Raw genomic sequence first — 24,876 nt, forward strand, 5'->3', positions numbered from 1 at the left:
ATCAGTGCTTCTGGACGGCAGGGGCAGTAATACAAGAGGAATCACGATGAACAATCCTTTGCTGACGATGGACGGCCTGCCGCCTTTCAGTCAGATTCAGCCCGAGCACGTTCAACCGGCCGTATTGCAGGCCATTGCCGAGTGCAAGCAACGCATCAACGAGGTGCTGGCCCATGGCTCCCCGCGCACTTGGGACAATCTGGTGGCGCCATTGGAAGAGGCGAACGATCGCTTGGGGCGTATCTGGTCGCCGGTTTCCCACCTTAATTCGGTCATGAATTCCGAGCCACTGCGCCAGGCTCACGATGCCTGTCTGCCGCACCTTGCCGAATACCAAACTTTTGTCGGTCAGCACGAAGGGTTGTTTGCCGCATACCGCGAGCTGGCCAACAGTGATGACTATGCCCGCCTGAGTGGCGCACAGCGCAAGGAAGTGGAAAACACGCTGCGCGATTTTCACCTCTCTGGTATCGACCTGCCGGCTGAGCAGAAGCAGCGTTATGGTGAGATTCAGGCTCGCCTCTCTGAGCTGGCCTCGCAGTTTAGCAATAACGTGCTCGACGCCACCCAAGGCTGGACACGCCTGGTGAGCGATGAGCAAGAGCTGGTGGGCATGCCGCAAAGTGCCCTGGCGGCTGCTGCGCAAATGGCCCAGCTGCACGAGCAACAAGGCTGGCTGCTGACGCTCGATATTCCGTCCTATCTGCCGGTGATGATGTATGCCGACAATCGCGCCCTGCGCGAAGAGATGTATCAGGCTTACACCACGCGCGCCTCCGATCAGGGGCCTTGTGCCGGCCAGTGGGATAACAGTGCCATCATGGCCGAACTGCTCGATCTGCGGCTGGAGCTGGCTAAGCTGCTCGGATTTGCCAGCTATGCCGAGCTGTCCCTGGCTACCAAAATGGCGCGCAAAACAGAACAGGTGATTGGTTTCCTTGAAGATTTGGCCAGCCGTTCGCTACCGCAGGGGCAAGCAGAACTGCAGGAGATCCGCGATTTTGCTGCTGCCGAGTATGGCATGAGCGAACTGCAAGCCTGGGATGTTGCCTACTACGCGGAAAAGCTCAAGCAACACCGCTTCTCGATCTCTGATGAGCAGCTGCGCCCTTATTTCCCAGCACGCAAGGTGGTTGCGGGTCTGTTTGACGTGGTCCGGCGGGTATTCGGTCTCAAGGTGCGCGAGCGTCTGGGGATCGAGACGTGGCATCCGGACGTGCGTTTCTATGACATCTATGACGAGCAAGACGAGCTGCGCGGCAGTTTCTATCTCGATCTCTATGCCCGCGCCAACAAGCGTGGTGGTGCCTGGATGGACACCTGTCTGGGACGCCGTTATCGCCGCGATGGCCAGCTGCAACGCCCGGTGGCGTATCTCACCTGTAACTTCAATGGCCCGGTGGGCGATCAGCCGGCCCTGTTTACTCACAACGAAGTGGTGACCCTGTTCCATGAATTTGGTCATGGCTTGCACCACATGCTGACCACCATCGACGTGGCCGGCGTGGCGGGCATCAACGGGGTGGCGTGGGATGCGGTCGAGCTACCGAGCCAGTTTATGGAAAACTGGTGCTGGGAAGCCGACGCGCTGGCCTTCCTCTCTGGTCACTACCTGAGCGGTGAGCCGCTGCCGGCCGAGTTGCTCGACAACATGCTGGCGGCGCGCAACTTCCAGTCAGCCATGCAGATGCTGCGTCAGCTCGAATTCGCCCTGTTCGATTTCCGTTTGCATATGGACCATCGCGCCGGGGGTGAGGGCGTCGTCGGCGATGTATTGAGCCAGGTGCGTCAACAGGTATCCGTGCTGGTCCCACCGGCATTTAACCGCTTCCAGCACAGTTTCTCCCATATTTTTGCCGGTGGTTATGCCGCGGGGTATTACAGCTACAAATGGGCTGAAGTGCTCTCTGCTGATGCCTATTCCCGTTTTGAAGAAGAGGGAATATTCAATCGGGACACAGGTGCGGCATTCCTGCATGCGATTCTGGAGAAGGGTGGGTCCAAAGAGCCGATGGAGCTGTTTCGTGCTTTCCGGGGGCGCGAGCCTCAAGTGGATGCGTTGCTGCGCCATAGTGGGATCTCTGCCTGAATTTTTACGTTTTCCGGGGGCTTTTAGCCCCTTTTTAACGAGCATTTTTATGCTCAGGCTGTAGCATGTTTGCAGTCGCGCAGGCTCTTGGATAGAGTCTGGTTTCAACCCTTAATAATTAGAGAAGCTGTATCCTTGCCATGAGGCGAGTGCTTGATTCTGTCTATCGCATCGTGACCGGCCTGTCAGAGGTGTCCGGAGTCCGATACTTCGACCGGTTTGTGTCCGACATTGCTAAAGCGGTGGATGCAGACGTGGTCATCGTTTGCCAATACCGCGATGACGCACTGCAACCCGTCTCAGTCTGGCCTGAATCCCATCGCGATAGCGCCGTTCTCTCCTGTTATGACTCACCCTGTGCCGTTGTGCTCGAGCAGGGCGAGGCATGGTTCAGCGATCGCCTGCAGCAACTCTTTCCTTTCGCCGACACTCTGGTCATGTGGGACGCCCGTGCCTACGCCGGTATTGCCCTGCGCAATGCCAGCGGACAGATCGTCGGTTTATGTGGTTTGTTCTTCCGTCAGCCGCGTCCCGATCTCGAACGCGACATGGGGCTGCTGCGCATGCTGGCCCCGCTGGCCGGGCGAGAGCTGGCGCTGACGTTGCAAGATGTTTCGACTGCAGAACCTTATCGACGCTGGCTGGACCACTACCGCAGTCAGGCGGAGATTGCGGCCTGGCAGTGGGATCCACGCAGTCAGAAGTTAGATGCCTCGCAGGAGCTCTGCCGTCTGCTGGAGTGCGAACCCAGCTGGTTGACGCCGGAGCGTTGGCTGGCCATGGTGCATGATCAAGAGCGTCAGGCGGTGCAGGATATCTGCTGGCAACTGGTGAGCGGTCAGCGCGAACAGTGCATGCTGGAGTACCGGATCGTCACCGCCAAAGGGACGCTCAAACGGGTGCGCTCGCAGGCGTTTGCCGATCGCGATGAGAACGGTGTGAGCCGTTTGCACGGCGTGATGCAGGATATTACCGCAGTTGCACCGCTCTCCCTGTCAACGGAAGGGCGCCAATTCGTCAATGTGATGATGGCTCATGCCCCGGTCGGAGTGGGTAAGCTGGATCTGGCCGGCAATATCCTCTGGACCAACCGGACCTTGCAGCAAATGCTCGGCTATGAGTCCCATGAACTGGCTAGCCTGACTATTGAAGCCATCAACCACCCTGAAGACTATGAGCTCAGCCTGCCGCGTTATCAGGCGCTGGTGCGTGGTGAAGAGCAGGTGTTCAGTATGGAGAAGCGTTACCTGCATAAATCAGGTAGCACCAAGTGGGGACGGGTGACCGTCACGCTGGTGCCTGATGAGCAAGGTAACCCTGATTATCTGATGGGGGTGTTGGAGGATATCGACAGCGCAAAGCGCGATGCCGAACAGTTGCGCCTCTCCCACCGAGTTTATGACAACCTGTCGGAAGCTATTGTGGTGTGCGACGCCGAAAGCCGCATCATCTCGGTCAACCCGGCTTTTGAACAGATTACCGGCTACCGGCTCGACGAAGTGCAGGGGCTGAAACCCAGTATCCTCAAGTCGGGACTGCATGATCAGGCATTTTATGCCGACATGTACCATGCACTGGCCCGGGTCGGTGTGTGGCGCGGCGAGGTGTGGAACAAGCGCAAGAATGGCCGCATTTACCCGCAGCAACTAATGATCAGCTGCCTGCGTGATGGTCAGCGCATTACCCAGTACATCGCTATTTTCAGTGACATCTCCCAATCCAAGCTGGCTGAGCAGAAGCTGGTTAATCAGGCGAACTACGACAGTCTGACCGGGTTGCCCAACCGCTGGTTGTTTGTGCGTTGCCTCAGTCGTTTTTGCGAGCGCGGCGAGCGTTTTGCCCTGATGGTGCTTGATCTCAATAACTTCAAGGCGGTCAACAACTCGATGGATCACCACGCTGGCGATGCGTTGCTGCGTGAGGTCTCGGATCGTCTGGTCAGCCGGGTGCGCACCGACGATCTGGTGGCGCGAATTGGTGGCGACGAGTTTGCCTTCCTGGTGCCGGGGATTGTCAGCCAGCGTCAGGCGGAAGTGTTTGCCAAGCAGGTCATCGGTGGTTTCAACCGCCCCTTCATGCTGGCCAATCAACACCTTTACGTCACGGCGACCTTGGGCATCACCCTTTGCCCTACCGATGGTAATGAAGGGGAGGTGTTGCTGCGCAATGCCGAGCAGGCACTGTTTGAAGCCAAGCGCAAAGGTCGCGCGACCGCTGTTTATTGCTCTTCGATGCGCGAAGAGGTCAAGATGCGCCACCAGATGCAGCAGGATCTGGCGGATGCCATCAAGCATGGTGCCATCACTATGGCCTACCAGCCGATCTGGGATAACCACTCGGGTCGGGTCACCAAGCTTGAAGCGTTGGTGCGCTGGTTCCATCCCCAATGGGGCCAGGTGTCACCGGCCGATTTTATTCCGCTGGCAGAAGAGGCGGGGCTGATCCAGGGATTGGGCGAGCAAGTGTTGCTGCAATCGTGCCGCGATCTGGCGCGGCTTAAGCAAGCCGGTTTTGCCGATCTGCAGATGTCGATCAACCGCTCGACACTGGAGTTCCAGACCATCGACACCGAGGCCAGCGAGTGGCTCAAGGTGATCTATCACTATGGACTGTCGCCGGAAGACATCGTGCTGGAGATCACCGAGACCCTGCTGATGGATGCCGGTGAGCAGCACCGGATGCGGATTGAGGCGCTGCGCCGCGCCGGCTGCCAGATTGCCATCGATGACTTTGGGACCGGTTATTCGGCGCTTAACTATCTGCGTACTTTCCCGGTCGATCTGGTCAAGATTGATCGCTCCTTCGTGCGCCATATTCCCTTTAACGAGCAAGACCGTATGCTGCTCGAAGGGATCATCAACATTGTCCACAACTTGGGGATGCGGGTGGTGATTGAGGGTGTCGAGACGCGCGAACAGCTGAGTTTCCTGCGCAGCAAAGGCTGCGCCTATACCCAAGGTTTCCTCCTCAGTCGCCCGCTGCCGTTCGATGATCTGGTACCTTATCTCGAGCTCAATGGTTCCGGCCTGGGCGGTATGCTCGAAGGTCGGTGCAACCAGCTGACCTGACCCGCCACGGCGCTGTGTTACACTGCGGGCAGTTTGTTGATGGCTGACCGTATCCCCTATGCATATTCTGCTGGAAGACCCCTCCCGCGCCGATGAGGCGCAGCAACTGGCGTTGCACCTTGCCGACGTCACCCTGCCGGATTTTGCTTTGGTGCTGACACCCGAGCGGCTGGAGCTGCGCAAATTGGATGAGCCCAAACAGGGCGCCGTCTATGTGGACTTTGTGGAGGGTGCTGTGGCCCATCGGCGCAAATTCGGAGGTGGGCGTGGGCAGTCGATTGCCAAGGCGGTTGGGCTGAAATCCGGGGTCAATCCAACTGTGGTGGATGCCACGGCAGGATTGGGGAGAGATGCCTTTGTGCTGGCGTCCCTGGGTTGCAAGGTGACCTTGATTGAACGCAGCCCGGTCGTTGCCTCCTTGCTGGCCGATGGGCTGACGCGTGCTTATCAGGATGGCGAGATTGGCGCTTGGGTGCGCGATCGCATGACGCTGTTACAAGGGCCGGCAGTGGCCAAGTTACAGCAACTGAGCGAGCGGCCGGATGTGGTCTATCTTGACCCCATGTTTCCGCATAAACAGAAGTCGGCGCTGGTCAAAAAAGAGATGAGAGTGTTCCAGTCGCTGGTGGGCGCCGATCTCGATGCCGATCAACTGCTTCCGGCTGCGCTGGCGGTGGCGACCAAGCGGGTGGTGGTTAAGCGTCCCGATTATGCCGGTTGGTTGGATGATGCGCGTCCGAGCATGTCTATCGAGACCAAGAATAACCGTTTCGATGTGTATGTGATCGCAGCAATGGGTGACTGACGGCCAAAAAGATGGGGGGCGACTCGCGTCGCCCCCCTTAGTCGTATCGTTCGTTTCCGTGAACGTGGTTGCTCCCTGCAATCCCTGACTATATACCTGTTCCCTGTGGTTTCCCCTTCCCAATCCGTTGGGGTGTCCATTCGCCTTCATGGCATGACGAGTCATCCTGTCTCGCCGCACTTTCTCCCTCCTGGGAGGTGTCCCTGGTCACTTCCTGTGACTGGTCCATTCGCCCTACCCTGGCAGCCAATCTTCCTGATTGACTTCATTGCGTCCGTGCAAGATTGAATATAAGGATTTTCTGGGGACGCTCAATCAAGGCAGCAAAAATTGCTGCCATCTTACAATTGCCTTTCGCAAGTTTATTATTTTTTTTATATATAAATCATTGAGTTGTGATTTTTATTGATGAGTCGTATCACACACTCTTCCGACGCTGCCCTTACCATTACAGGCGCAATGCTGACAGGGGTAATGGCAAATGTCTCACAAGGGCTAACAAGACCAAGTCGCGGTGCGACAACATAGAGCGGTGGGGAAAACTGGCAGGCAAAAAACAACGGATGAAGAAAAGGGGACGGCTTTCGCCGTCCCCTCAAGTCGTGTGGTTCAACTCCCTGAACCTGTGCGCTCCCTGCGCTCCCTGACTTTATCCTTTCCTTCGGAATATCCCCTTCCCGATCCTTCGGTGTGTCCACAGCCTCCTGGCCTGGCAACCATCCGGGTTACCGCACTCTCTCCATCCTGGAGGTGTCCGTTATCACGTCCTGTGGTGTCCCTTTCATCCCTGCTGCGTGGCCATCCTGACCAAGCGCTTACCCATCCCGGGTCTGTCCTGCCGCGTCCTGCGGGTCATCCTTTTTGCGTCCTGCAGATGCTCATCCGGAGCATCTTGTATCCATCCCGGATACGTCCTTCATTCCTTGGAAACCGGCAATCCGTCCGGTGCTGCTTCCCTGTGACCTTCATACTATCGTGCTGGCGAAGAGGAACAAGGAGGCGACTGCTAAACGTTTTTTTAATAGACCTAAATAAACGTTGATGATGGATTATTTTCTTTTATTTACATGATGTTACGCTTTTTATGGGTAACTTTCCCATCATCTGGAAATGGTTTGCGCACGGCTCATCACTCAGCTGGATTACAACAGCTATGGCAAATGTCTCACAAACTACATGATTGGCCTGTTTGATCTTCAAATCTCAGAATAAAAGGCCAACAAAACTGCATCGATTAGTGGTTATTAAATATTCAGATATCGACTAGGCGACGATGAAAAAGGCGCCAGTGGCGCCTTTTCAGTCATTTCTGCGAAATGATGGGATTATTCAAGGTGTTCCTGCTGCTGCAGCGCGGCCAATTCCCGTTGCTCGGTCACGCTGAGCCCCAGCTCTTCACATGCCTGTTCAAAGCTGATCCCCAGATGGCACATCATGATATCGATGGCCGGCAGGTAGTTTCTCATGCTCTCGTCCATATAGCCTCTCTTGATGGGTGTTCTTATGCCGCACCCTCTGTTGGGAGGCAATTAGACTTTCGGCGAATACCGCCCACTGCCGTTGACGGACAGTTTTTGCTAGTCTATTTGGGCTTTGGCAAGGCGACCGGTCCAGTGGCGGGAGAATCGGATGTATCTGAGCGTGTTGATAGTGGCGGTCGGCTGGTGGCATGTGCTCGCCATCGACGGCGGACGTCGCTGGCAGATCTATCTCAGTAAACCGTTGACACTGCTGCTGATCATCGCGCTGGCATTTGAATATCGCGGGCTCGATCAAGATGGCTCGCACGCCTGGATATTGCTGGGGCTGATGTTGTCACTGGCAGGCGATATTTTGCTGATGTTGCCCGCAGATCGGTTTCTGCACGGTCTGCTGGCATTTCTGGTGGCTCATCTCTGCTATCTGGTTGGCTTCTCACAGGGGCCATTGGTGCTGCATCTGCTCGATGCGCTGTTGTTGCTGGCGCCGGCTGCCGTGCTGTTTGGTCTGTTGTGGCGTCCGATGGGGGTGTGGCGATTGCCGGTGCTGATCTACACCCTGACTCTGATTGGTATGACCTGGTTTGCCGCTGGCGCCTGGCGTGCATCTTTGGCCGTTGGCAGTGCGGCAGCGCTGGTTGGCTCACTGCTGTTCCTGTTTACCGATGCCATGATTGCCATTCGTCGCTTTCATGGCGCCTTCCGTTTTGCCAACGGGTTGATCATGATGAGTTACTTCTCTGCCCAGTTTTTGGTGGCCGCTTCGCTGGCTGGTTAACCCTACCCGCGACACAAAAAGTTGAGGCCTCCGTGGAGGCCTCAATGGTTAGCAGCTGGGACAGCAGGCACGGATGGTGCGCTGCACCTTATGGCTGAGCAGTGGCAAGATGTTGTCAGCCAGAGCCTGGAAGCGGCCGATGTCCGGCTTGCAGGCCGGGTCGAGATAGCCTTCGTGGCGCAGGGTGTGGATCAGGGTAGTGAAGAGCTTCTGGTCAAAGAACTCCGGCGCGTTGATGCCGTGCAGCGTGCCGAGACGCTCAGCCATCATCATGGCATCGGACTCCAGCTGCTCGGCTTCCACGCCCGGCTGTGCCAGCACCCTGGTCAGCACAATCGCATAGCGCTGCAGGGTCTCCTGAATACTCTCTGCCAGCAGCAACAACCGCATCTGATTGGACGGATTGACCCAGAATCCACCGTCGCGCAGCTGGATCAGTTCCTGTTGCTGCAGATTCGCCAGCAGGGCGCTCACCAGCTCCGGCAGTGACTCTTCATCGTAGTGCAGGAACAGCTCGGTCTTGATCAGCGGATAGATATCGACGCAGCGTGCGACAATCTCGTTCTCCGTAATCCCCTCACAGCGCTCGATCAATGCCGCCACCAGAGCCGGCATGGCCAGCAAGTGCAGGATGTTGTTGCGATAGTAGGTCAACAAGATGGCTTGGTAGCGATCCAGGCTGATGATCTGGCCCAGCTTGTCTTCACTGACATCAAACTTGTTGAGTTCGATAGCCTGATCGAGCAGCTCGGCTGCGCTATTGTCCGGGATGGTGTTAAACGGGCCGTAAGGCACCTGACGCAGCAGCGTGAGATAAGTGGCGATCTGGGCTTCCAGCTCATCGCGGGTCAGAGCGTGGCGCTCGGAGGAGAGCAGCGCCACCGCGCTCAGGGTCAGGCCGTTGACGGCCGCCGCACTGTTGATGCGGGTCATCAGCTGCTCTGCCAGCTTGCCAACGGTGTCACCCAGCCACTGCGGCTTGTCTTCCTGTCCGATATGTTCACGCCACTGCGGCGCATGCTCGTTGAGGTAGCCAGAGAGGTGAAGCGGCTCACCGAAATTCACAAAGCCGCGACCGTAGTTACGCAGCTTGCGCAAGATCCCGATAACCTGCAGGAAGCTCTCTTTCTCTTTACGGCTACCTTGCAGCTCCTTGTGATAGGTATTGACCTCCATCACATGCTCATAACCGAGATAGACCGGCACGAAGGTGACCGGGCGATCCAGTCCACGCATCATGGCTTGCAGGGTCATGGCCACCATGCCGGTTTTCGGCGGAAGCAGGCGGCCTGTACGTGAACGCCCGCCCTCGGTAAAGAACTCGACCGAATACCCCTTGGCAAACAGCAGATTGAGGTATTCGCGAAACACCGTGCTATAGAGCGGATTGCCCTTGAAGGTGCGGCGGATAAAGAAGGCGCCACTGCGGCGAAACAGGGGGCCGGCTGGCCAGAAGTTGAGGTTGATCCCTGCGGCGATATGAGGCGGTACCATCCCCTGATGGTAGATAACGTAGGAGAGCAGCAGATAGTCCATGTGGCTGCGGTGGCAGGGGACGTAAACAATTTCATGCCCTTCCTGAGCCAGCTGGCGAACCCGTTCGGCGCCGTGTACCGTCAGGCCGCGATAGAGCTTGTTCCAGAGCCAGCCTAGCACCACTTCGCCAATCCGGATCAGGCGATAGGAGAAATCGGAGGCGATTTCGTCCATGTAGCCAAGCGCTCGTTTGCGCGCCTTCTCTTCGCTGATCCCCTCGCGAATCGCCTCCTGACGGATGGCGTCCTGAATGATGGTCGATTCTATCAGCTGCCCAAACAGCAGATGGCGGTTGGGGAGCTTGGGTCCGGTGGCGGCCAACTGCTGACGACCGAAGTGCACGCGGGCAACCCGAGCCAGCTTGTGGGCGATGGCGTGGTCAGTGCCGTGTTTGTCGGCCATATAGCGCAGCGAAACCGGCGGTGAGAAGCGCACCAGATTCTCACGCCCCTTGAGCATGATGATCAGCGCTTTTTTCAGGCGGTTGGGGGCTAAGCTGCTGATGATGTTCCAGCTGGATGCTTCTTCACCTTCACGCCCCGGCGCACGTCCCCAAAACAGGGTGACCGGCACCAGTTGAATATCCAGTTGCGGATCCTGGGTATGCAGATCGAGCAGTTGGTGAAACTCCTGCAGGAACGGCAGCGGCTTGTTGCGCTTACCAAACAGGGGGGGCGGCCGGTCCAGGCAGACAAAGCGGGGTAGGCGCTGTCCGTTGAGCTCAAGAGGAGTAAAAGGACCGGGCAGACCGAGGTCTTCACAGCACTGCTGCAATGTCATCAGGTCGGTAATGGAGCTGGTTTTGAGCGCATAGACGATGGGGCGCTGCGGGTCCAGCTGCAACTCGGTGATGGGGTTCTCCGGCAGGCTCTTGTGATTAACCAACCAGCTGACGGGCCACTGCAGTGCGGCTCTGGATATACGCTGCCCAAGGGACATTGCTGTTGCTTCTCCTGTAAAAAGGCGGCAGGAGAATAACAAATCGTCGCCGATTTGTCGCCGGCTGGTAGGATGAGTTGCGACAACAAGGCATCTGTGGACGGTCGCGGGTTCCCGACACTTTGTCTTGCCTTGGCATGGATACTGTATATACTGCCAGTGTGCTGTATAAAAAGACAGGTGACATCATGAAACCCTTGACCCCCCGCCAGAGCCAGGTGCTCGAGCTCATCAAAAGCAACATGAGTGAGACCGGCATGCCGCCGACCCGGGCCGAAATTGCCCAGAAGTTGGGGTTCAAGTCGGCCAACGCCGCCGAGGAACACCTCAAGGCGCTGGCCAAGAAAGGGGTGATTGAAATCATGCCCGGTACCTCGCGCGGCATTCGCTTGTTGCTCGAAGAGGAGGCGGCTAATGAAGAGCAAGGCCTGCCCCTGATCGGTCAGGTCGCAGCCGGCGAGCCGATTCTGGCCCAACAGCACATCGAAAGTCACTATCAGGTTGATCCGGCCCTGTTTCATCCGCGAGCTGACTTCCTGCTGCGAGTGCAGGGGATGAGCATGAAGAACATCGGCATCATGGATGGCGACCTGTTGGCAGTGCACAAGACTCAAGATGCCCGTAATGGCCAGGTTGTCGTGGCCCGTGTGGATGATGATGTGACCGTTAAGCGCTTCCAGCGCAAGGGGAATCAGGTGTGGCTGTTGCCGGAAAATGAAGAGCTTGCCCCCATTGAGGTGGATCTCTCCTGCCAGCAGCTGACCATCGAAGGTCTGGCGGTCGGGGTGATTCGCACCGCCGACTGGATGTAATCGCTCGCGCTTTTTTTGATCTCTTCTTTCATCGTCAATTCAAGTTGTTAATGATGTACCGACCCGGACCGGCTCGCCGCCGTCCGGGTTTTCGTCTATATCATCCCTAGGTACGGTGATTCGCCAGGAAGGCGCAACCGCACGACCGCCATGCAGCGTTGTGGATTAGGGAACAGGCAGACCACCCAGTGCTCTGTCTGCAGGCGACAAGGAGGTTACGTCATGTGGACACGCACTGATGCAAGACACGTTCATCCGGCCCGTCGGGCTCGCTGGTGGATCGGCTTTTGCGGCCTGTGGCTGCGGCGGGGTAGCGAAGGGTGGTCACTGTGGCTGGAGCGACCGCATAGCAAAACAGTACATCTGACCCGCTTGTTGCACTCGCGCAATGTGATGCAACCGGGTCTGGCAACCGTGATCCCGATTCAGAAGTGGCAGGCTAAACATGAACGGGAGCAAGGCGGCAGCCCCTGATCGTCTGCGGGTATGTTAACCTGTGCGTTACAATTCGCCTGACATGACAAGTGACCATGAATTCACGCTATCGCCTGCTGGCTCTGTTACTGATCCTTCTGACCGGCGGCCTCTATGTATTGCTGCGTCCCCTGCCTCATCCCGAGTCAGCCATCTACTTCAATCCGCCGCACAAGCTCACCCCCTTTAAGCTGGCCCAAAGTGATGGTTCCGCGCTGACCGTTGAATCCTTGCGCGGACACTGGTCTTTTGTGTTCATCGGTTATACCTACTGCCCGGATATTTGCCCGACCACGCTGGCTGACTTGCGCGCCGTCTACCCAGCGCTCAAGCAGCAAGATGCTAGCAGTCGCGTGCTGTTTATCTCGGTGGATCCGGTTCGTGACGATCTGCCCCGGTTGGCGAGCTATATCACCTTCTTTAATAAAGAATTTATTGCCGCTACCGGCCCACATGAAGAGCTGCTGCGATTGACGCGCGAATTGGGTTTGGTCTATTCGATGGTCGAGCACAAGGATGCGCCGGAGCATTATCTTATCGACCACTCGGCCTCCATCGTGCTGATCAATCCCCAAGGCGAAGTTCAGGCGGTATTTCGTCCCGATGCCAAGCAGGGGCCGTTTCCGCAAGTATCCATGTCTGCGCTGGTCAGCGATTTTTCCCGCATCCGGGCGCTCTATCAGCGCGAACAATCATAGGCATGCAGCCAGCGCGATTATCCCACCGCCAGGTTCTGGCCCTGGCGTTGCCCATGTTGCTCTCCAACATCACGGTGCCGTTGCTTGGGTTGGTTGATACCTGGGTGATCGGTCATCTCGGTGATGCGGCACTGTTGGGTGGTGTGGCGGTTGGAGCAACGCTGATTAATCTGGTGCTCTGGCTGTGCGGTTTTTTACGGATGTCCACTACCGGTCTGACGGCGCAGGCGTTGGGGGCGGCAGATGAGCGCGAAGGGGCGCAGTTGCTGGGGCGCGGCTTGGTGATGGCTCTGCTGCTGGCGCTGCTGTTGCTTTTGGGCCGCCCTTGGCTGGTGGAGTGGGCCTTTGCTGCGAGCGATGCCTCTGGCGCGGTCAAAGAGGTGGCCAGAAGTTACTTCACTATCCGTTTGTGGGGAGCTCCGGCGGCGCTTTGCAATTTGGTTATCTTGGGCTGGCTGTTGGGGCGGCAGGATGCCCGGGCTCCGATGCTGATCCTGATCGCCTCTAACAGCCTGAATATTGTGCTCGATATCTGGCTGGTGCGCGGGGTCGGTTGGGGCGTACAGGGTGCCGCGCTGGCATCGCTCTTGGCCGATTACGCCTCCTTGCTGCTGGGGGGTTACTGTGTCACGCGGCATCGAACCATTGCGGTGCTGCGCACGCAGTGGCATGACTTGCTGCGCTCTGCCAAGCCCTATCGCCATATGCTGGCGCTCAATCGGGATATTTTTATCCGCTCGCTCTGTTTGCAGGCCTGCTTTGTCTTTATGACCTTTCAGGGCGCCAAACTGGGCGATGTGGTGGTGGCGGCCAATGCGGTGCTGCTTAACTTCCTGATGTTGCTCTCCTACGGACTCGATGGCTTTGCCTATGCCGCAGAGGCCATGGTCGGCCGCGCCGTCGGTGCGCGCCGGCGTGACCAGCTGGCGCGAGCGATTCGTCTCAATCTGCAGTGGGCACTGCTGACTGCGTTGCTGGCGACCCTGGCCTTTGTGTGGGGCGGTGAACTACTGATCCGGGCCATGACCTCGATTGACGCGGTCGTGGCAGAGGCGCTGCGTCAGCTTCCCTGGCTGATGGCGCTGCCGCTGTTATCGGTGTGGGCTTATCTGTTTGACGGCATTTTTATCGGTGCCACCCGGGCGCGCGAGATGCGTGACAGCATGCTGCTGGCCGTATTGGTGGGGTACTTCCCGGTATGGTGGCTGGCGGGTGGCGATAACCGCGCGCTGTGGGCTGCCATGCTGGTGTTGATGGTTGGGCGGGGAGTGGGGCTTGGCGTATGGCTGTACCGACTCTGGCACAGCCACGCGCTGGTCGATTAGGGCAGATTACTCACATCAAGAGAGCCGGCATAACCAAACTGGCGCCAGCTTTCATAAACGAAGATGGCTACGGCGTTGGAGAGGTTGATGCTGCGACTATCCGGACGCATCGGAATGCGCAGACGCTGCTCGGGCGGCAGGCTGTCGATAATCTCCAGCGGCAGACCACGGCTCTCGGGGCCAAACAGCAGGGCATCCCCGGGTGCAAACTGCACGTCGGAGTGGCAGGCGCGGCCCTTGGTGGTACAGGCGAAGATCCGGGTCGGTTGCTCAGCCGCCAGATAGTGCTCAAAGTCAGGCCAGCGTTTGACGTCGGCAAATTCGTGATAATCCAGACCCGCCCGCTTGACCCGCTTGTCATCCCAAGGAAATCCCATCGGTTCAATGAGATGCAGACGATAGCCGGTGTTGGCACACAGTCGGATGATGTTGCCGGTATTGGGCGGAATTTCCGGTTGATAAAGCACGACGTCGAGCATGGCGGCCTCCTGATACCACAAGGGCCGCCAGCATAGCGATTCAGGCCAGGCTTGAAAAGCGACGGCTGAGGGGCAGCCGGATCACGATGCGCAGACCATGTGGCGCCTGATTATGGGCGCTAATGGTACCGCCGTGGCGGGCAATGGCCTCGGTGGCGATGGCCAGCCCCAGCCCGGTGCCACCGGTTTGGGCGTTGCGGGCATTGTCCACCCGGAAAAAGGGGAAGAACAGCTTGTCGAGCAGCTCACTCGGAACGCCGGGGCCGTCATCGACAATCTCGAGCACCCAGACCCGGTCGTCTTTACGCCAGGCCAGAGTGACCTGTTGATCGGCATATTTGAGCGCATTGCGCAGCGGGTTTTCGATGGCGCGAGCCAGCAGATCAGGCCACATCTCGATACTCAGCGATGGCAGTGACGGATAAAACAGCTGCTTGCCCCGCTCACCCGCCTCAAAACCGGCATCTTCCAGAATCGGCTCCAGCACGTCGGCCAGCGGATAGTATTGCGGCGGCTCATTGTGCTGTTGTACTCGTGACAGAGTGAGCAGGTCACCGATCAGGGTATCGAGTTTGGCGATGTCGTGGGCGATGCGCTCGAGCTCCGGGCTGGGGCCTTGTTTGCGGCGGATCAGCGACTGTGCCAGCTGCATGCGGGTCAGCGGGCTACGCAATTCATGGGAGATGTCCGACAAGAGCCGCTTTTGCTCGATGATCATCGAGCGCAGCGTCTCCACCATGTGGTTGATACTGGCGGCAAGCGATCCCACTTCATCCCGGCGCTGCATGTGGGGGATCACGGTGTTGAGCTCGCCGGCGGCGATGCGCGATACGGCCTTTTGCAGCGCCAGCGTAGGGCGACTCAGGCGCCAGGCCATCAACAAGCAGAGCGGCGTGCTGACCAGCATGGCGGTGGTCAGAATGCGGATCGGGTGATCGAGCAGCGCCAGAAACAGGGAGTGGCTCTCCAGCTGGCGGCTGAGATAAATAAAGTAGGTCTTGCCGCGATGCTCGAGCGCAAAGGGCCCTGCCAACAGGCGTGAATCGTTGTGGCGCATCTTGGGCGAGGTAGGATCATCGGAGTCGAGCATAAAGCGCATGATCTCCTTGTCCGGCTTGCTGGTGGACTGGATGGTGTTCTCGTTATCGCGGATGTAGATGTCTTTGATCGAGAGCGGCCCGGCCTCCTGCAACATGGCGGGCAAGTTGAGCTCCAGCGAATGCTCGGCCAGCCGGCTCAGAATATCGACGACAAACTGCTGTTGTTGCTGCTCTGATTCCGGCAGGGTCGAGAGGTTGCGCGGATCCAGGGTGGGCAGAATGATGACCGCGGCCAGCATCAAGAGCAGCATACCCCAGAACCAGAGAAACAGGCGGGTGGTCAGGCTGTGCAGATGCAGGCCGTTCACATCTCCTCCAGCCAGATGTAACCCTTGCCGCGTACGGTTTTAAAGCGGGGGTGGCTGTCGGTTCGCTCCGGCAGTTTCTTGCGCAGGTTGCTCAGATGCATGTCGATGGAGCGATCAAAGGGTTCCAAGGGCTTGCCAAGCACTTGTTCAGAAAGCTGTTTTTTGCTGACAATCTGCCCGGGATGGCGTAGCAGGCATTCGAGCAGGCCAAATTCGGTCGCAGTGAGGTCGAGTTGCTCGCCGTGGCAGGAGGCGACCTGCTGGCCGGGTTTGAGCAGCAGATCCATAAACTGGATCTCTTCGCCGTTGGCGGCCTTGCTGGCTGTCTGGGTGCGCCGCAGGATGGCGCGTATCCGCGCCAGCAGCTCCCTGTCATCAAACGGTTTGGCAAGGTAGTCATCGGCGCCGCTTTCGAGTCCGAGCACGCGATCCTGACTGTCGCCCCGGGCTGTCAGCATCAGGACCGGCGTATCGTGCTCCTCACGCAGCACGGCCAGCATTTCGAAGCCGTTCATGTTCGGCATCATCACATCAAGCAGGATCAGGTCGAAACCGCCCTCTGTCAAACGCTGTAGCCCTTGGGCTCCATCGCCGGCGACCACCACCTGAAATCCCTCCAGGGTCAGGATCTCCTTGAGCAGGGTAGTCAGTTCACGGTCGTCATCGACCAGCAGAATCTTGTTCATCCATTCATCTCTGCGTTCATCATGGCCACTTAAAGTGGCTTCCCATCCGGGTATAATATGTTTTTACCCCAGTGAGGAAAGCGGGTTTTGAGTCATCAACAATATTCACGGCTGGTCACTCTGGCCGGCTCGGCAGCGGTGGTGGCTGCCTCACTGCTGATTGCCGGCAAACTGACGGCCTGGTTGCTGACCGATTCGGCCAGTTTGCTGGCGTCGCTCACTGACTCCCTGATGGATGTTAGTGCGTCGGTGATCAACCTGCTGGCGATTCGTTACGCCATGGCGCCGGCCGATGACGAGCACCGCTTCGGGCACGGTAAGGCGGAATCACTGGCCGGTCTGGTCCAGTCAGCCTTTATCTCCGGCTCGGCATTTTTGCTGGTGATGCACGGCATCTCATCCCTGCTGCAGCCCAGCTCGTTGCCCCGCCTTGAGATCGGTATGTGGGTCAGTGCCGGTTCGATGGTGATCACCTTTGTGCTGGTGATGTTCCAGTCCTGGGTCATCCGCAAGACCGGCAGTGTGGCCGTGCGTGCCGATATGCTGCACTATCGGTCCGACCTGCTGCTCAATGGTGGCGTGTTGGTGGCGCTGGTGATGGCCGGGCAGGGTTGGTATTGGGCGGATGGCGCCTTTGCGATAGCGATCGGCTTTATGCTGCTATGGGGCGCTGGCCATATCGCATGGGACTCTGTTCAGGCCCTGCTCGATCGCCAGTTGCCTGCCGAGGTGCAACAGCGAATAATGGAGCTGTGCCGCGCCAGGGAAGAAGTCAAAGGAGTGCATGATCTGCGCACCCGTCAATCCGGCCCGACCCGCTTTATTCAGCTTCACCTTGAACTCGACGACATGTTGCCGCTGGTAAAGGCGCATCAGATTGCCGACGAAGTGGAAGTCGCGCTGCGCAATGCCTTTGAACGTACCGATGTGATCATCCATATGGACCCGATCTCGGTCGTCAGCAGGGAAACTGCACCCTCAACCCATAACGTATAGGCAGGAACATGTCAGACCTTGTTGTCCAGACCTGGTCCAAGATTCGGCAAGAGGCGGCCCAGATGGCTGCCTCTGAACCCATGCTGGCCAGTTTCTTTCACTCCACCATTCTCAATCATCACAGTCTCGCCGGTTCGCTTAGCTTTCAGCTGGCTAACAAGCTCGACAGTGCCACCATGCCAGCGATTTCGCTGCGCGAAATCATCGAGCAGGCCTTTGCCAGCGAAGAGCAGCTGCTCGAAGCGGTGACGGCGGATATCTGTGCGGTGCAGGAGCGCGATCCGGCCGTTGAGTGGTTCTCTACACCATTGCTTTATCTGAAGGGATTCCACGCCCTGCAGGGCTACCGGGTAGCCAACTGGCTGTGGCGCAATGGGCGCAAACCGCTGGCCCTGTATCTGCAGAACCAGATTTCGGTAGTGTTTGGGGTGGATGTGCACCCCGCCGCGCGCATTGGCAAAGGCATCATGTTTGACCATGCCAGCGGCATCGTGGTGGGGGAGACGGCCGTTATCGAGGATGATGTGTCGATCCTGCAAAACGTCACATTGGGCGGTACGGGTAAAGAGGGTGGCGACCGCCATCCCAAGATCCGTGAAGGGGTCATGATCGGCGCCGGAGCCAAGGTGCTGGGCAATATCGAAGTTGGTCAGGGTGCCAAGGTGGGGGCGGGCAGCGTGGTGCTATCGCCGGTTCCGCCGCACACCACGGTGGCTGGCGTGCCAGCCAAGATCGTGGGCCATCCCGGCTGTGACAAGCCGTCGCTGGATATGAATCAGGGTATTTAAGCGGCAGCCGAACGCTGCCTCATGGACGAGGACAAGAATGGCCAAGCGGTTGTCGGGATACCTGATATTGGCGATGTGGCTGCTCAATCTGGTCGCGCTCTACGTTGGCATCAGCCAGTGGCCGGCAGGTATCTGCTCTTGGCTGGCCTGTCTGCTGACCCTGCCGTTTCTGGCCGGTGCTGCCAGACGGCAGGCGATGGCGCTCTACGGTGCCGCTCTGCTGCTGGGGCTGTTTGCCTTTTCACAAGGCGCACCGATTAAGCCCGCCGAGTGGCTGCTGCCCAATATCAACATGCTGACCATGTTTGCCGCGGTCAGCACGCTCAATCTCGCCACCGCCGGTCTCGGTGGTGGCAGTGGCAACTGGCAGGGGCGCAAAGGGGTGTGGAGTACCATGGCCAGCCTCAATTTGCTCGGCGCCGTTATCAATCTCTCCATCATTTTTATCGTCGGTGATCGGCTGGAGCGACAAGGGACGCTGGAGCGGCGCCAGGTCATGGTGCTCAGTCGGCTGTTCAATGCTGCGGCCATGTGGTCCCCCTTCTTTGTCGCCATGGCCGTCGCGGTCACTTACTCCCCCGGTTTGCAACTCTCGGTGATCATGCCGTTCGGTCTGATGGGGGTGTTGGCTGCCATGGTGATCACTGCCTGGCAGGTCGAGCGACTTGGCAGCGACGGTTTTTGCGGTTTTCCGCTGCAGCGTCAGGCGTTGACTCTGCCGATTGCACTGGCTGTGGCCGTGCTGGCGGTGAAACAGCTGTGGCCTGCGCTGCCGATTCTGGCGGTGATCTCGCTGATGGCGCCGATCCTGGCGCTCTCCTTCATGCCGAAAAAAGGGTGCCGCGACGCCCTCAAGCGCCAGCTCTATGAGCGCTTTCCCGCCATTGGTGGGCAGTTGGTGCTGTTTCTCGGGGCCGGTTTGTTGGCGGCGGGCATCAACAGCGCGCTGTCGGTGCTCGACTTTGGTGGTCATGAGCTGCCGGTGTTCCAGCATTACGGGGCGATAGAGGCGAGCTTGGCGCTACTACTGATGTTGCTGGTGGCGATCATCGGGGTGCATCCGATTATCACTATCTCCGGATTGGCACCGCTGGTATGGCCGCTACACCCGGATCCCAACCTGCTAGCCATGACTTTCCTGTTTGGTTGGGGGATCGGCACGGGTACCAGCCCGTTATCGGGTTCCAATCTGGCGCTTTCTGCCCGTTACAACGTCGGGCCGGGCGCACTATTGCGCTGGAACCTCAGCTATGGCGTGTTGATCTATCTGGTCGCCTGCCTGCTGTTTACAGGTTATGAGTGGGTATACGCGAAAATCTGACGTAGATTTAACCGCCAGCATCGCGCCAAGCCGCAAATTATCTGGCTTCAGCTTGTTTGACCCCGCGCCATCGGGGTATGCTGGCCTCACGCGCTTGGGATGGCCCGCCGGGCTACGCACTTGAACATGAAAGGTAAGCACTATGTCTCTTGAAGTCCTTGAACAACTAGAATCCAAAGTTCAATCCGCTGTCGACAACATCTCCCTGCTGAAGATGGAGTTGGACGATCTGCGTGAACAGAATCGCCGCCTGCAGGATGAAAATCATCAGCTGCGCAATGAACATCAAGCTTGGCAAGAGCGCCTGCGCGCCCTGCTCGGCAAGATGGATCAGATGGGCGAAGGGATGTAATTCCCACCCGTATGGAAATGAGAGAGGCCGCATCACGCGGCCTCTTCTGTTTTTGTTTGTCACCTTTCAGGAACACATAGCCAGCAACTGACGCACGGTTTTCTCGATACCCTCGGCTGCTTCGGCAATATTACCTGCCAGCATATAGGCCGGGGTGGAGATCACCTTGCGCTCCTGATCGATCACGAACTCATTGACCGGACAGGCCAGATGCGAGCCGCCCATCCCTTCGATAGCAGAGGCGGTGCCCTCATCGTCACCAATGGTCAGCAGCGTGCCTTCACCATACACCAGTGGAATCATGGCGGGTGCGATGCAGACATAGGCCGCCGGTTTACCTGCCTTGGCAAAGGCGCGGCAAGCCTGTAGTACATCCGGTTGCATCTTGGCACCTGCACCTTGCAAGGCAAAATCACACAGATTCTTGGCGGCACCAAAGCCACCCGGTAACAGCAGAGCGTCAAAGTCAGCGATCGCCAAATCACGCACATCATGAACCTTGCCTCGAGCGATGCGTGCTGACTCGACCAGCACATTGCGGGTTTCCTCTGCACTCACCTGACCGGTCAGGTGATTGATGACGTGATGCTGGGGGATGTCGGGGGCGAAGCATTGATAGTCGGCGCCCTGGCGGGACAGGGCCAGCAGGCTGATGACCGCCTCGTGGATCTCGGTGCCATCAAAGACGCCGCAGCCACTCAAAATCACTGCCACTTTTTTCATCTCTGTCTCCTGGTTGTTCGAAACTGTGAGGCCGCTTTCATTGTGGTCATTTTGTATGTTTGGTGTTCACTCACCGCTGGTCAAGGGGATTGTTTGTGTTAGGATCGTTACCCACCTGATCGGTACTGGTGACATTCGTGGATTGTTTTCCACATTGGCTGTAACCAGCTCAGCGCTTCATTCGCGCAATAGCGAATCCGTAAGTTTTTGATATAAATTGGTTTTATCTATGGATGCACAGCTTTGTCACGAAGGCTGGCAGTTTTTTGCTTTTTTGATCACAGAGTTATCCACAGCTGGCGCGCCTGCGCTATGACCATGCATACCTTGGTTGACGATCCGTGCTGTGGCATCCTAGCCGCTGTTTTATTCCCAAGCAGGACGACTTCATGCCTCACCCTCTCATTCTGGTCGATGGTTCTTCCTATCTGTACCGGGCGTTCTTTGCCTCCCAGCAAGCTGATCTGCGAACCTCCAGTGGCCAGCCCAGTGGCGCAGTCAGGGTGATGACCAACATGTTGCGCAGCCTGCTCAAGCAGTACCCGGAAAGTCATGTGGCAGTGGTGTTTGACGCTAAGGGTAAGACCTTCCGCAACGATCTGTATGCCGACTACAAGGCGCACCGGCCTCCGATGCCAGATGATTTGCGCAGTCAGGTTGAACCTATTCATCGCATTATTCGTGGCCTTGGCTTGCCGCTGCTGATTATCGAAGGGGTCGAAGCGGACGATGTGATTGGCACGTTGGCTCGTGAGGCAACGGAAAAGCAACTGCCGGTCCTCATCAGCACTGGTGATAAGGACATGGCGCAGCTGGTGTCTGACCATGTCACGCTGATCGACACCATGAAGGAGCAGACCACTGACCGTAACGGGGTGATCGAGAAGTTTGGGGTCCCGCCCGAGCTTATCATCGACTATCTGGCCCTGATGGGTGACAAGGTGGATAACATCCCGGGAATGCCCGGCGTTGGCGAGAAAACCGCGCTGGCCCTGCTGCAAGGTATCGGTGGCATTGGTGCGATTGCTGCCAACTTGGACAAAGTGGCTGCGCTGGGCTTTCGTGGATCCAAGACCTTTGCCGAGAAGTTTCGCGAGCAGGAAGAGCAGGTGCGCCTCTCTTATGTGTTGGCCACCATCAAAACCGATGTGGCCCTCGAGGTTGGCATTGAGCAACTGGTTCAGACTCCGGCAGATAAAGGGAGCCTGCTCGAAGTCTATCGCGAGTATGAGTTCCGTAACCTTATCAAAGAGCTGGAGGAGGGTGATGACGATGCTGGCGCATCTGCCGTCGATACTCCCGCCCCCACTATCGAGACTGAGTATGTCTGCATCCTCGATGAGGCCGAGTTTGATGGCTGGATTGAGCGCCTGAGCAACGCCGAGCTGTTTGCCTTCGATACCGAGACGACCAGCCTGGATTACATGGAGGCGCGCATCGTCGGTGTCTCCTTTGCGATTGAGCCCGGCAAGGCGGCCTATGTTCCGTTTGGCCATGATTATCTGGGCGCTCCGCTGCAGTTGAGCGAAGCGGTGGTGCTGGGCAAACTCAAGCCCCTGCTGGAAGACCCGGCTCGCCTCAAGGTCGGGCAGAATTTCAAATACGACCGTAACGTGCTGCAAAACCACGGCATCGAGTTGCGTGGCATGGCCTACGACACCATGCTCGAATCCTACGTGCTCAACTCCACCGGCAGTCGCCACGATATGGACTCGTTGGCGCGCAAATATCTGGGCGTCGAAACCATCTCGTTTGAAGATATTGCCGGCAAGGGCGTTAAACAGCTGACGTTTAACCAGATCGAGCTGGAACAAGCCGCCCCCTATGCCGCCGAAGATGCCGATATCACTCTGCGCCTGCATCAGACCCTGTGGAGCAAGCTGGCCAGCGAAGGTGAGCTTGCCAAGGTGTTTGCCGAGATGGAGATGCCGCTGCTGTCAGTGCTGGCGCGGATGGAGCGATTGGGTACACCTATCCAGCCTGCTCTTCTGCATCAGCAGAGCCAAGAGATTGAGGTGCGTCTCACCGAGCTGGAGCGCGAAGCCCATATTCTGGCTGGCGAGGAGTTCAACCTTGGTTCGCCCAAACAGCTGGGCGAGATCCTCTTTACCAAGTTGGGGCTGCCGATTATCAAGAAAACCCCCAAGGGCGCCCCGTCCACGGCGGAAGAGGTGTTGGCCGAGCTGGCCGAAACCTATGAGTTACCGCGTTTGCTGATGGAGCATCGTGGGCTGTCCAAGCTCAAGTCCACCTATACCGACAAACTGCCGCTGATGATCAAGCCGCAGACCGGTCGGGTGCACACCTCTTATCATCAGGCCGTTGCTGCGACCGGGCGACTCTCGTCATCCGACCCCAACCTGCAGAACATTCCGGTGCGTAACGAGCAGGGCCGCCGTATTCGGCAGGCGTTTGTGCCGAGTAAAGGCTTCAAGCTGGTGGCTGCTGACTACTCTCAGATTGAACTGCGTATCATGGCGCACCTCTCCGGTGACCAAGGGTTGCTGACCGCATTTGCTGAAGGTAAAGACATTCACCGCGCTACTGCTGCCGAGGTGTTTGGTGTGGCGCTCGATGCCGTCACCAGTGACATGCGCCGCAGTGCCAAGGCCATCAACTTTGGCCTTATCTATGGCATGAGCGCGTTTGGCTTGGCCAAACAGCTGGGGATCGGCCGGGCAGAAGCCCAGAAGTATATGGATCTCTACTTCGAGCGTTACCCCGGGGTGCTGGAGTACATGGAGCGGACCCGTCAGCAGGCCGAGGCGCAGGGCTATGTCGAAACCCTGTTTGGTCGCCGTCTCTATCTGCCTGATATCAAGTCACGTAATGCCGGCCTGCGCAAAGCTGCCGAGCGCGCCGCCATCAACGCCCCGATGCAGGGAACGGCTGCAGACATCATCAAACGCGCCATGATTGCCGTGGATAGCTGGATCCAGACCGAAGGCGGTGACGATATCCGTATGCTGATGCAGGTGCACGATGAACTGGTGTTCGAAGTCAGAGAGGATAAGGTCGAGGCGCTGGTGCCGACCATCAAGCGCATGATGTCGGCTGCTGCCGAGCTGCATGTTCCGTTGGTGGTTGAAGCCGGTGTGGGTGACAACTGGGATCAGGCACACTAACCGTGTGACTGTTCTACATAAAGAGAAAGCCCGGGGTTCCGGGCTTTCTGCTATCTATGGCTGCTCTTCGGCGAGGAACTCGTTTTTAAGACGCACATAGTTATCAGATGACTCGAGCAAGAATGCCCGCTCGCTCTCTTTAAGCGGCCTGGCCTGGCGCATCGGATTGCCCATATAGAGAAAGCCGGATTCCAGCCGCTTGCCGGGGGGCACCAGTGTGCCAGCACCGATCATCACATCATCCTCGACCACCACACCATCGAGCAGGATGGCGCCCATGCCGACCAGTACCCGGTCCCCGATGGTGCAGCCATGCAGCATGGCTTTGTGTCCGACCGTGACATCCTCACCGATAATCAGCGGAAACCCATCGGCATTGTGCTCGCCCCTGCGGGTCAGATGCAGCACGCTGCCATCCTGAATATTGGTGCGGGCGCCGATGCGGATAAAGTTAACGTCGCCACGTGCTGCCACCATGGGCCAAATGCCGACATCATCTCCCAGGGTAATGTCACCGATCAGCGTGGCGCAGGGATCGACATATACCCGTTCGCCCAGCGAAGGGCGCTTTCCTTTATAGCTTCTGAGTCGCGTATCCATTTCTTGGGTCTCTTCTGTTCGCTATTCGAAGCATTTTATCAGTCGAAACGCCAAAAATGTGGATAAGTCTGTATAAAAGCTGTGATATCCAATGAATAACTAATGAGTGGTACTTTTTTGCAATTTTATTGCGTTAAAGCGCTTGCCAGCGTTTGGATTCTCCCTATAATGCGCCCTCACCAGCACGGCGGATGACGCCGGATGGTCACGGGAAAACGACAGTCGCTGTCACTTTCCGAGGAAAGAAAAGCCGCTACGGCGCTTGACTTTCAAAACGAGGAGCGTAAGATGCGCAGCCTCAGCCGACAAGGCAACGTTCTTTAACAAATTGAATCAAGCAATCTGTGTGGGCACTCGCAGGATTGAAGCATCAAAAACAATTTTTGATTTTCAATG

General features: G+C 57.7%; 20 protein-coding genes. 13 read left to right on the top strand and 7 right to left on the bottom strand.

Going from position 1 to position 24,876, the window contains the following annotated elements:
• Positions 1 to 46: 46 nt before the first annotated feature.
• From prlC to BW958_RS19540, 3 genes are all read left to right on the top strand, one after another.
• Positions 47 to 2,089 (top strand): oligopeptidase A, encoded by a 2,043-nt coding sequence (gene prlC / locus BW958_RS19525; RefSeq protein ID WP_076577578.1) that lies wholly within the window; start codon positions 47 to 49, stop codon positions 2,087 to 2,089.
• A gap of 149 nt (positions 2,090 to 2,238) precedes the next feature.
• Positions 2,239 to 5,157: a bifunctional diguanylate cyclase/phosphodiesterase gene (locus tag BW958_RS19535; RefSeq protein WP_179078887.1), complete on the top strand. Its 2,919-nt coding sequence runs from the start codon at positions 2,239 to 2,241 to the stop codon at positions 5,155 to 5,157.
• Positions 5,158 to 5,215: 58 nt separating this feature from the next.
• Positions 5,216 to 5,962 (top strand): class I SAM-dependent methyltransferase, encoded by a 747-nt coding sequence (locus BW958_RS19540; RefSeq protein ID WP_076577579.1) that lies wholly within the window; start codon positions 5,216 to 5,218, stop codon positions 5,960 to 5,962.
• Positions 5,963 to 7,287: 1,325 nt separating this feature from the next.
• Here BW958_RS19540 and BW958_RS20575 read toward each other — a convergent pair.
• Positions 7,288 to 7,428, bottom strand: coding sequence for a hypothetical protein (locus tag BW958_RS20575; protein WP_179078886.1), 141 nt, complete (start codon positions 7,426 to 7,428; stop codon positions 7,288 to 7,290).
• 163 nt (positions 7,429 to 7,591) lie between these two features.
• On the opposite strand from BW958_RS20575, the gene BW958_RS19545 reads away from it, so the two are divergent.
• Positions 7,592 to 8,218 carry a lysoplasmalogenase gene (locus BW958_RS19545; protein WP_076577580.1) on the top strand — a complete coding sequence of 209 codons (627 nt, stop codon included), beginning with the start codon at positions 7,592 to 7,594 and terminating at the stop codon, positions 8,216 to 8,218.
• Positions 8,219 to 8,266: 48 nt separating this feature from the next.
• Here BW958_RS19545 and plsB read toward each other — a convergent pair whose 3' ends face one another.
• The gene (gene plsB, locus BW958_RS19550; RefSeq protein ID WP_076577581.1) at positions 8,267 to 10,693 is read right to left on the bottom strand and encodes a glycerol-3-phosphate 1-O-acyltransferase PlsB; all 2,427 of its coding nucleotides are present in this window, start codon (positions 10,691 to 10,693) and stop codon (positions 8,267 to 8,269) included.
• 188 nt (positions 10,694 to 10,881) lie between these two features.
• On the opposite strand from plsB, the gene lexA reads away from it, so the two are divergent.
• The 4 genes from lexA (at position 10,882) to BW958_RS19570 (ending at position 14,002) form a co-directional block, all read left to right on the top strand.
• Positions 10,882 to 11,505 (top strand): transcriptional repressor LexA, encoded by a 624-nt coding sequence (gene lexA, locus BW958_RS19555; protein WP_076577582.1) that lies wholly within the window; start codon positions 10,882 to 10,884, stop codon positions 11,503 to 11,505.
• A 222-nt stretch (positions 11,506 to 11,727) separates the two neighbouring features.
• Positions 11,728 to 11,979: a hypothetical protein gene (locus BW958_RS19560; RefSeq protein ID WP_076577583.1), complete on the top strand. Its 252-nt coding sequence runs from the start codon at positions 11,728 to 11,730 to the stop codon at positions 11,977 to 11,979.
• Positions 11,980 to 12,035: 56 nt separating this feature from the next.
• Positions 12,036 to 12,677 carry an SCO family protein gene (locus BW958_RS19565; RefSeq protein WP_076577584.1) on the top strand — a complete coding sequence of 214 codons (642 nt, stop codon included), beginning with the start codon at positions 12,036 to 12,038 and terminating at the stop codon, positions 12,675 to 12,677.
• A gap of 2 nt (positions 12,678 to 12,679) precedes the next feature.
• A complete protein-coding gene (locus BW958_RS19570; RefSeq protein ID WP_076577585.1) occupies positions 12,680 to 14,002 on the top strand; it encodes an MATE family efflux transporter in 1,323 nt (440 codons plus the stop codon).
• Here the strand turns inward: BW958_RS19570 and trmL are convergent.
• The 3 genes from trmL to BW958_RS19585 are packed head-to-tail and all read right to left on the bottom strand — an operon-like array spanning position 13,999 to position 16,575.
• Entirely contained in the window at positions 13,999 to 14,481 is a 483-nt protein-coding gene (gene trmL, locus BW958_RS19575; RefSeq protein WP_076577586.1) for a tRNA (uridine(34)/cytosine(34)/5-carboxymethylaminomethyluridine(34)-2'-O)-methyltransferase TrmL, read from the bottom strand. The two genes, BW958_RS19570 and trmL, sit on opposite strands and share 4 nt — an antisense overlap.
• Positions 14,482 to 14,521: 40 nt before the next feature.
• The gene (locus tag BW958_RS19580) at positions 14,522 to 15,832 is read right to left on the bottom strand and encodes an ATP-binding protein (protein WP_076577597.1); all 1,311 of its coding nucleotides are present in this window, start codon (positions 15,830 to 15,832) and stop codon (positions 14,522 to 14,524) included.
• A gap of 53 nt (positions 15,833 to 15,885) precedes the next feature.
• The gene (locus tag BW958_RS19585; protein WP_076577587.1) at positions 15,886 to 16,575 is read right to left on the bottom strand and encodes a response regulator; all 690 of its coding nucleotides are present in this window, start codon (positions 16,573 to 16,575) and stop codon (positions 15,886 to 15,888) included.
• A gap of 87 nt (positions 16,576 to 16,662) precedes the next feature.
• Here BW958_RS19585 and BW958_RS19590 point away from each other — a divergent pair, with 87 nt between their 5' ends.
• From BW958_RS19590 to BW958_RS19605, 4 genes are all read left to right on the top strand, one after another.
• The gene (locus BW958_RS19590; RefSeq protein ID WP_076577588.1) at positions 16,663 to 17,571 is read left to right on the top strand and encodes a cation efflux pump FieF; all 909 of its coding nucleotides are present in this window, start codon (positions 16,663 to 16,665) and stop codon (positions 17,569 to 17,571) included.
• A gap of 8 nt (positions 17,572 to 17,579) precedes the next feature.
• Positions 17,580 to 18,359 (top strand): serine O-acetyltransferase, encoded by a 780-nt coding sequence (gene cysE / locus BW958_RS19595; protein ID WP_076577589.1) that lies wholly within the window; start codon positions 17,580 to 17,582, stop codon positions 18,357 to 18,359.
• A gap of 37 nt (positions 18,360 to 18,396) precedes the next feature.
• Positions 18,397 to 19,680 carry a hypothetical protein gene (locus tag BW958_RS19600; RefSeq protein WP_076577590.1) on the top strand — a complete coding sequence of 428 codons (1,284 nt, stop codon included), beginning with the start codon at positions 18,397 to 18,399 and terminating at the stop codon, positions 19,678 to 19,680.
• A 142-nt stretch (positions 19,681 to 19,822) separates the two neighbouring features.
• On the top strand, positions 19,823 to 20,032 hold the full coding sequence (locus tag BW958_RS19605) for a cell division protein ZapB (RefSeq protein ID WP_076577591.1): 210 nt from the start codon (positions 19,823 to 19,825) through the stop codon (positions 20,030 to 20,032).
• Positions 20,033 to 20,098: 66 nt separating this feature from the next.
• Here BW958_RS19605 and elbB read toward each other — a convergent pair whose 3' ends face one another.
• Entirely contained in the window at positions 20,099 to 20,755 is a 657-nt protein-coding gene (elbB, locus tag BW958_RS19610) for an isoprenoid biosynthesis glyoxalase ElbB (RefSeq protein ID WP_076577592.1), read from the bottom strand.
• A 389-nt stretch (positions 20,756 to 21,144) separates the two neighbouring features.
• Between elbB and polA the strand changes: the two genes are divergently transcribed.
• The gene (gene polA / locus BW958_RS19615; RefSeq protein ID WP_076577593.1) at positions 21,145 to 23,880 is read left to right on the top strand and encodes a DNA polymerase I; all 2,736 of its coding nucleotides are present in this window, start codon (positions 21,145 to 21,147) and stop codon (positions 23,878 to 23,880) included.
• A gap of 54 nt (positions 23,881 to 23,934) precedes the next feature.
• Here the strand turns inward: polA and BW958_RS19620 are convergent, their stop codons facing one another.
• Positions 23,935 to 24,480: a gamma carbonic anhydrase family protein gene (locus BW958_RS19620; protein WP_076577594.1), complete on the bottom strand. Its 546-nt coding sequence runs from the start codon at positions 24,478 to 24,480 to the stop codon at positions 23,935 to 23,937.
• Between the last annotated feature and the right edge of the window lie 396 nt (positions 24,481 to 24,876).

Origin of the sequence: Aeromonas sp. RU39B (assembly GCF_900156095.1) — a bacterium.
Taxonomy (GTDB): Bacteria; Pseudomonadota; Gammaproteobacteria; order Enterobacterales; family Aeromonadaceae; genus Aeromonas.

Coding starts and splice junctions, on each gene's coding strand:
- BW958_RS20575 (WP_179078886.1), bottom strand. CDS start 7,428: ATGAGAAACTACCTGCCGGCCATCGATATCATGATGTGCCATCTGGGG.
- BW958_RS19545 (WP_076577580.1), top strand. CDS start 7,592: ATGTATCTGAGCGTGTTGATAGTGGCGGTCGGCTGGTGGCATGTGCTC.
- BW958_RS19565 (WP_076577584.1), top strand. CDS start 12,036: ATGAATTCACGCTATCGCCTGCTGGCTCTGTTACTGATCCTTCTGACC.
- BW958_RS19620 (WP_076577594.1), bottom strand. CDS start 24,480: ATGGATACGCGACTCAGAAGCTATAAAGGAAAGCGCCCTTCGCTGGGC.
- BW958_RS19540 (WP_076577579.1), top strand. CDS start 5,216: ATGCATATTCTGCTGGAAGACCCCTCCCGCGCCGATGAGGCGCAGCAA.
- BW958_RS19580 (WP_076577597.1), bottom strand. CDS start 15,832: ATGCTGCTCTTGATGCTGGCCGCGGTCATCATTCTGCCCACCCTGGAT.
- trmL (WP_076577586.1), bottom strand. CDS start 14,481: ATGCTCGACGTCGTGCTTTATCAACCGGAAATTCCGCCCAATACCGGC.
- BW958_RS19560 (WP_076577583.1), top strand. CDS start 11,728: ATGTGGACACGCACTGATGCAAGACACGTTCATCCGGCCCGTCGGGCT.
- BW958_RS19600 (WP_076577590.1), top strand. CDS start 18,397: ATGGCCAAGCGGTTGTCGGGATACCTGATATTGGCGATGTGGCTGCTC.
- plsB (WP_076577581.1), bottom strand. CDS start 10,693: ATGTCCCTTGGGCAGCGTATATCCAGAGCCGCACTGCAGTGGCCCGTC.
- lexA (WP_076577582.1), top strand. CDS start 10,882: ATGAAACCCTTGACCCCCCGCCAGAGCCAGGTGCTCGAGCTCATCAAA.
- BW958_RS19605 (WP_076577591.1), top strand. CDS start 19,823: ATGTCTCTTGAAGTCCTTGAACAACTAGAATCCAAAGTTCAATCCGCT.
- cysE (WP_076577589.1), top strand. CDS start 17,580: ATGTCAGACCTTGTTGTCCAGACCTGGTCCAAGATTCGGCAAGAGGCG.
- elbB (WP_076577592.1), bottom strand. CDS start 20,755: ATGAAAAAAGTGGCAGTGATTTTGAGTGGCTGCGGCGTCTTTGATGGC.
- BW958_RS19585 (WP_076577587.1), bottom strand. CDS start 16,575: ATGAACAAGATTCTGCTGGTCGATGACGACCGTGAACTGACTACCCTG.
- BW958_RS19570 (WP_076577585.1), top strand. CDS start 12,680: ATGCAGCCAGCGCGATTATCCCACCGCCAGGTTCTGGCCCTGGCGTTG.
- polA (WP_076577593.1), top strand. CDS start 21,145: ATGCCTCACCCTCTCATTCTGGTCGATGGTTCTTCCTATCTGTACCGG.
- prlC (WP_076577578.1), top strand. CDS start 47: ATGAACAATCCTTTGCTGACGATGGACGGCCTGCCGCCTTTCAGTCAG.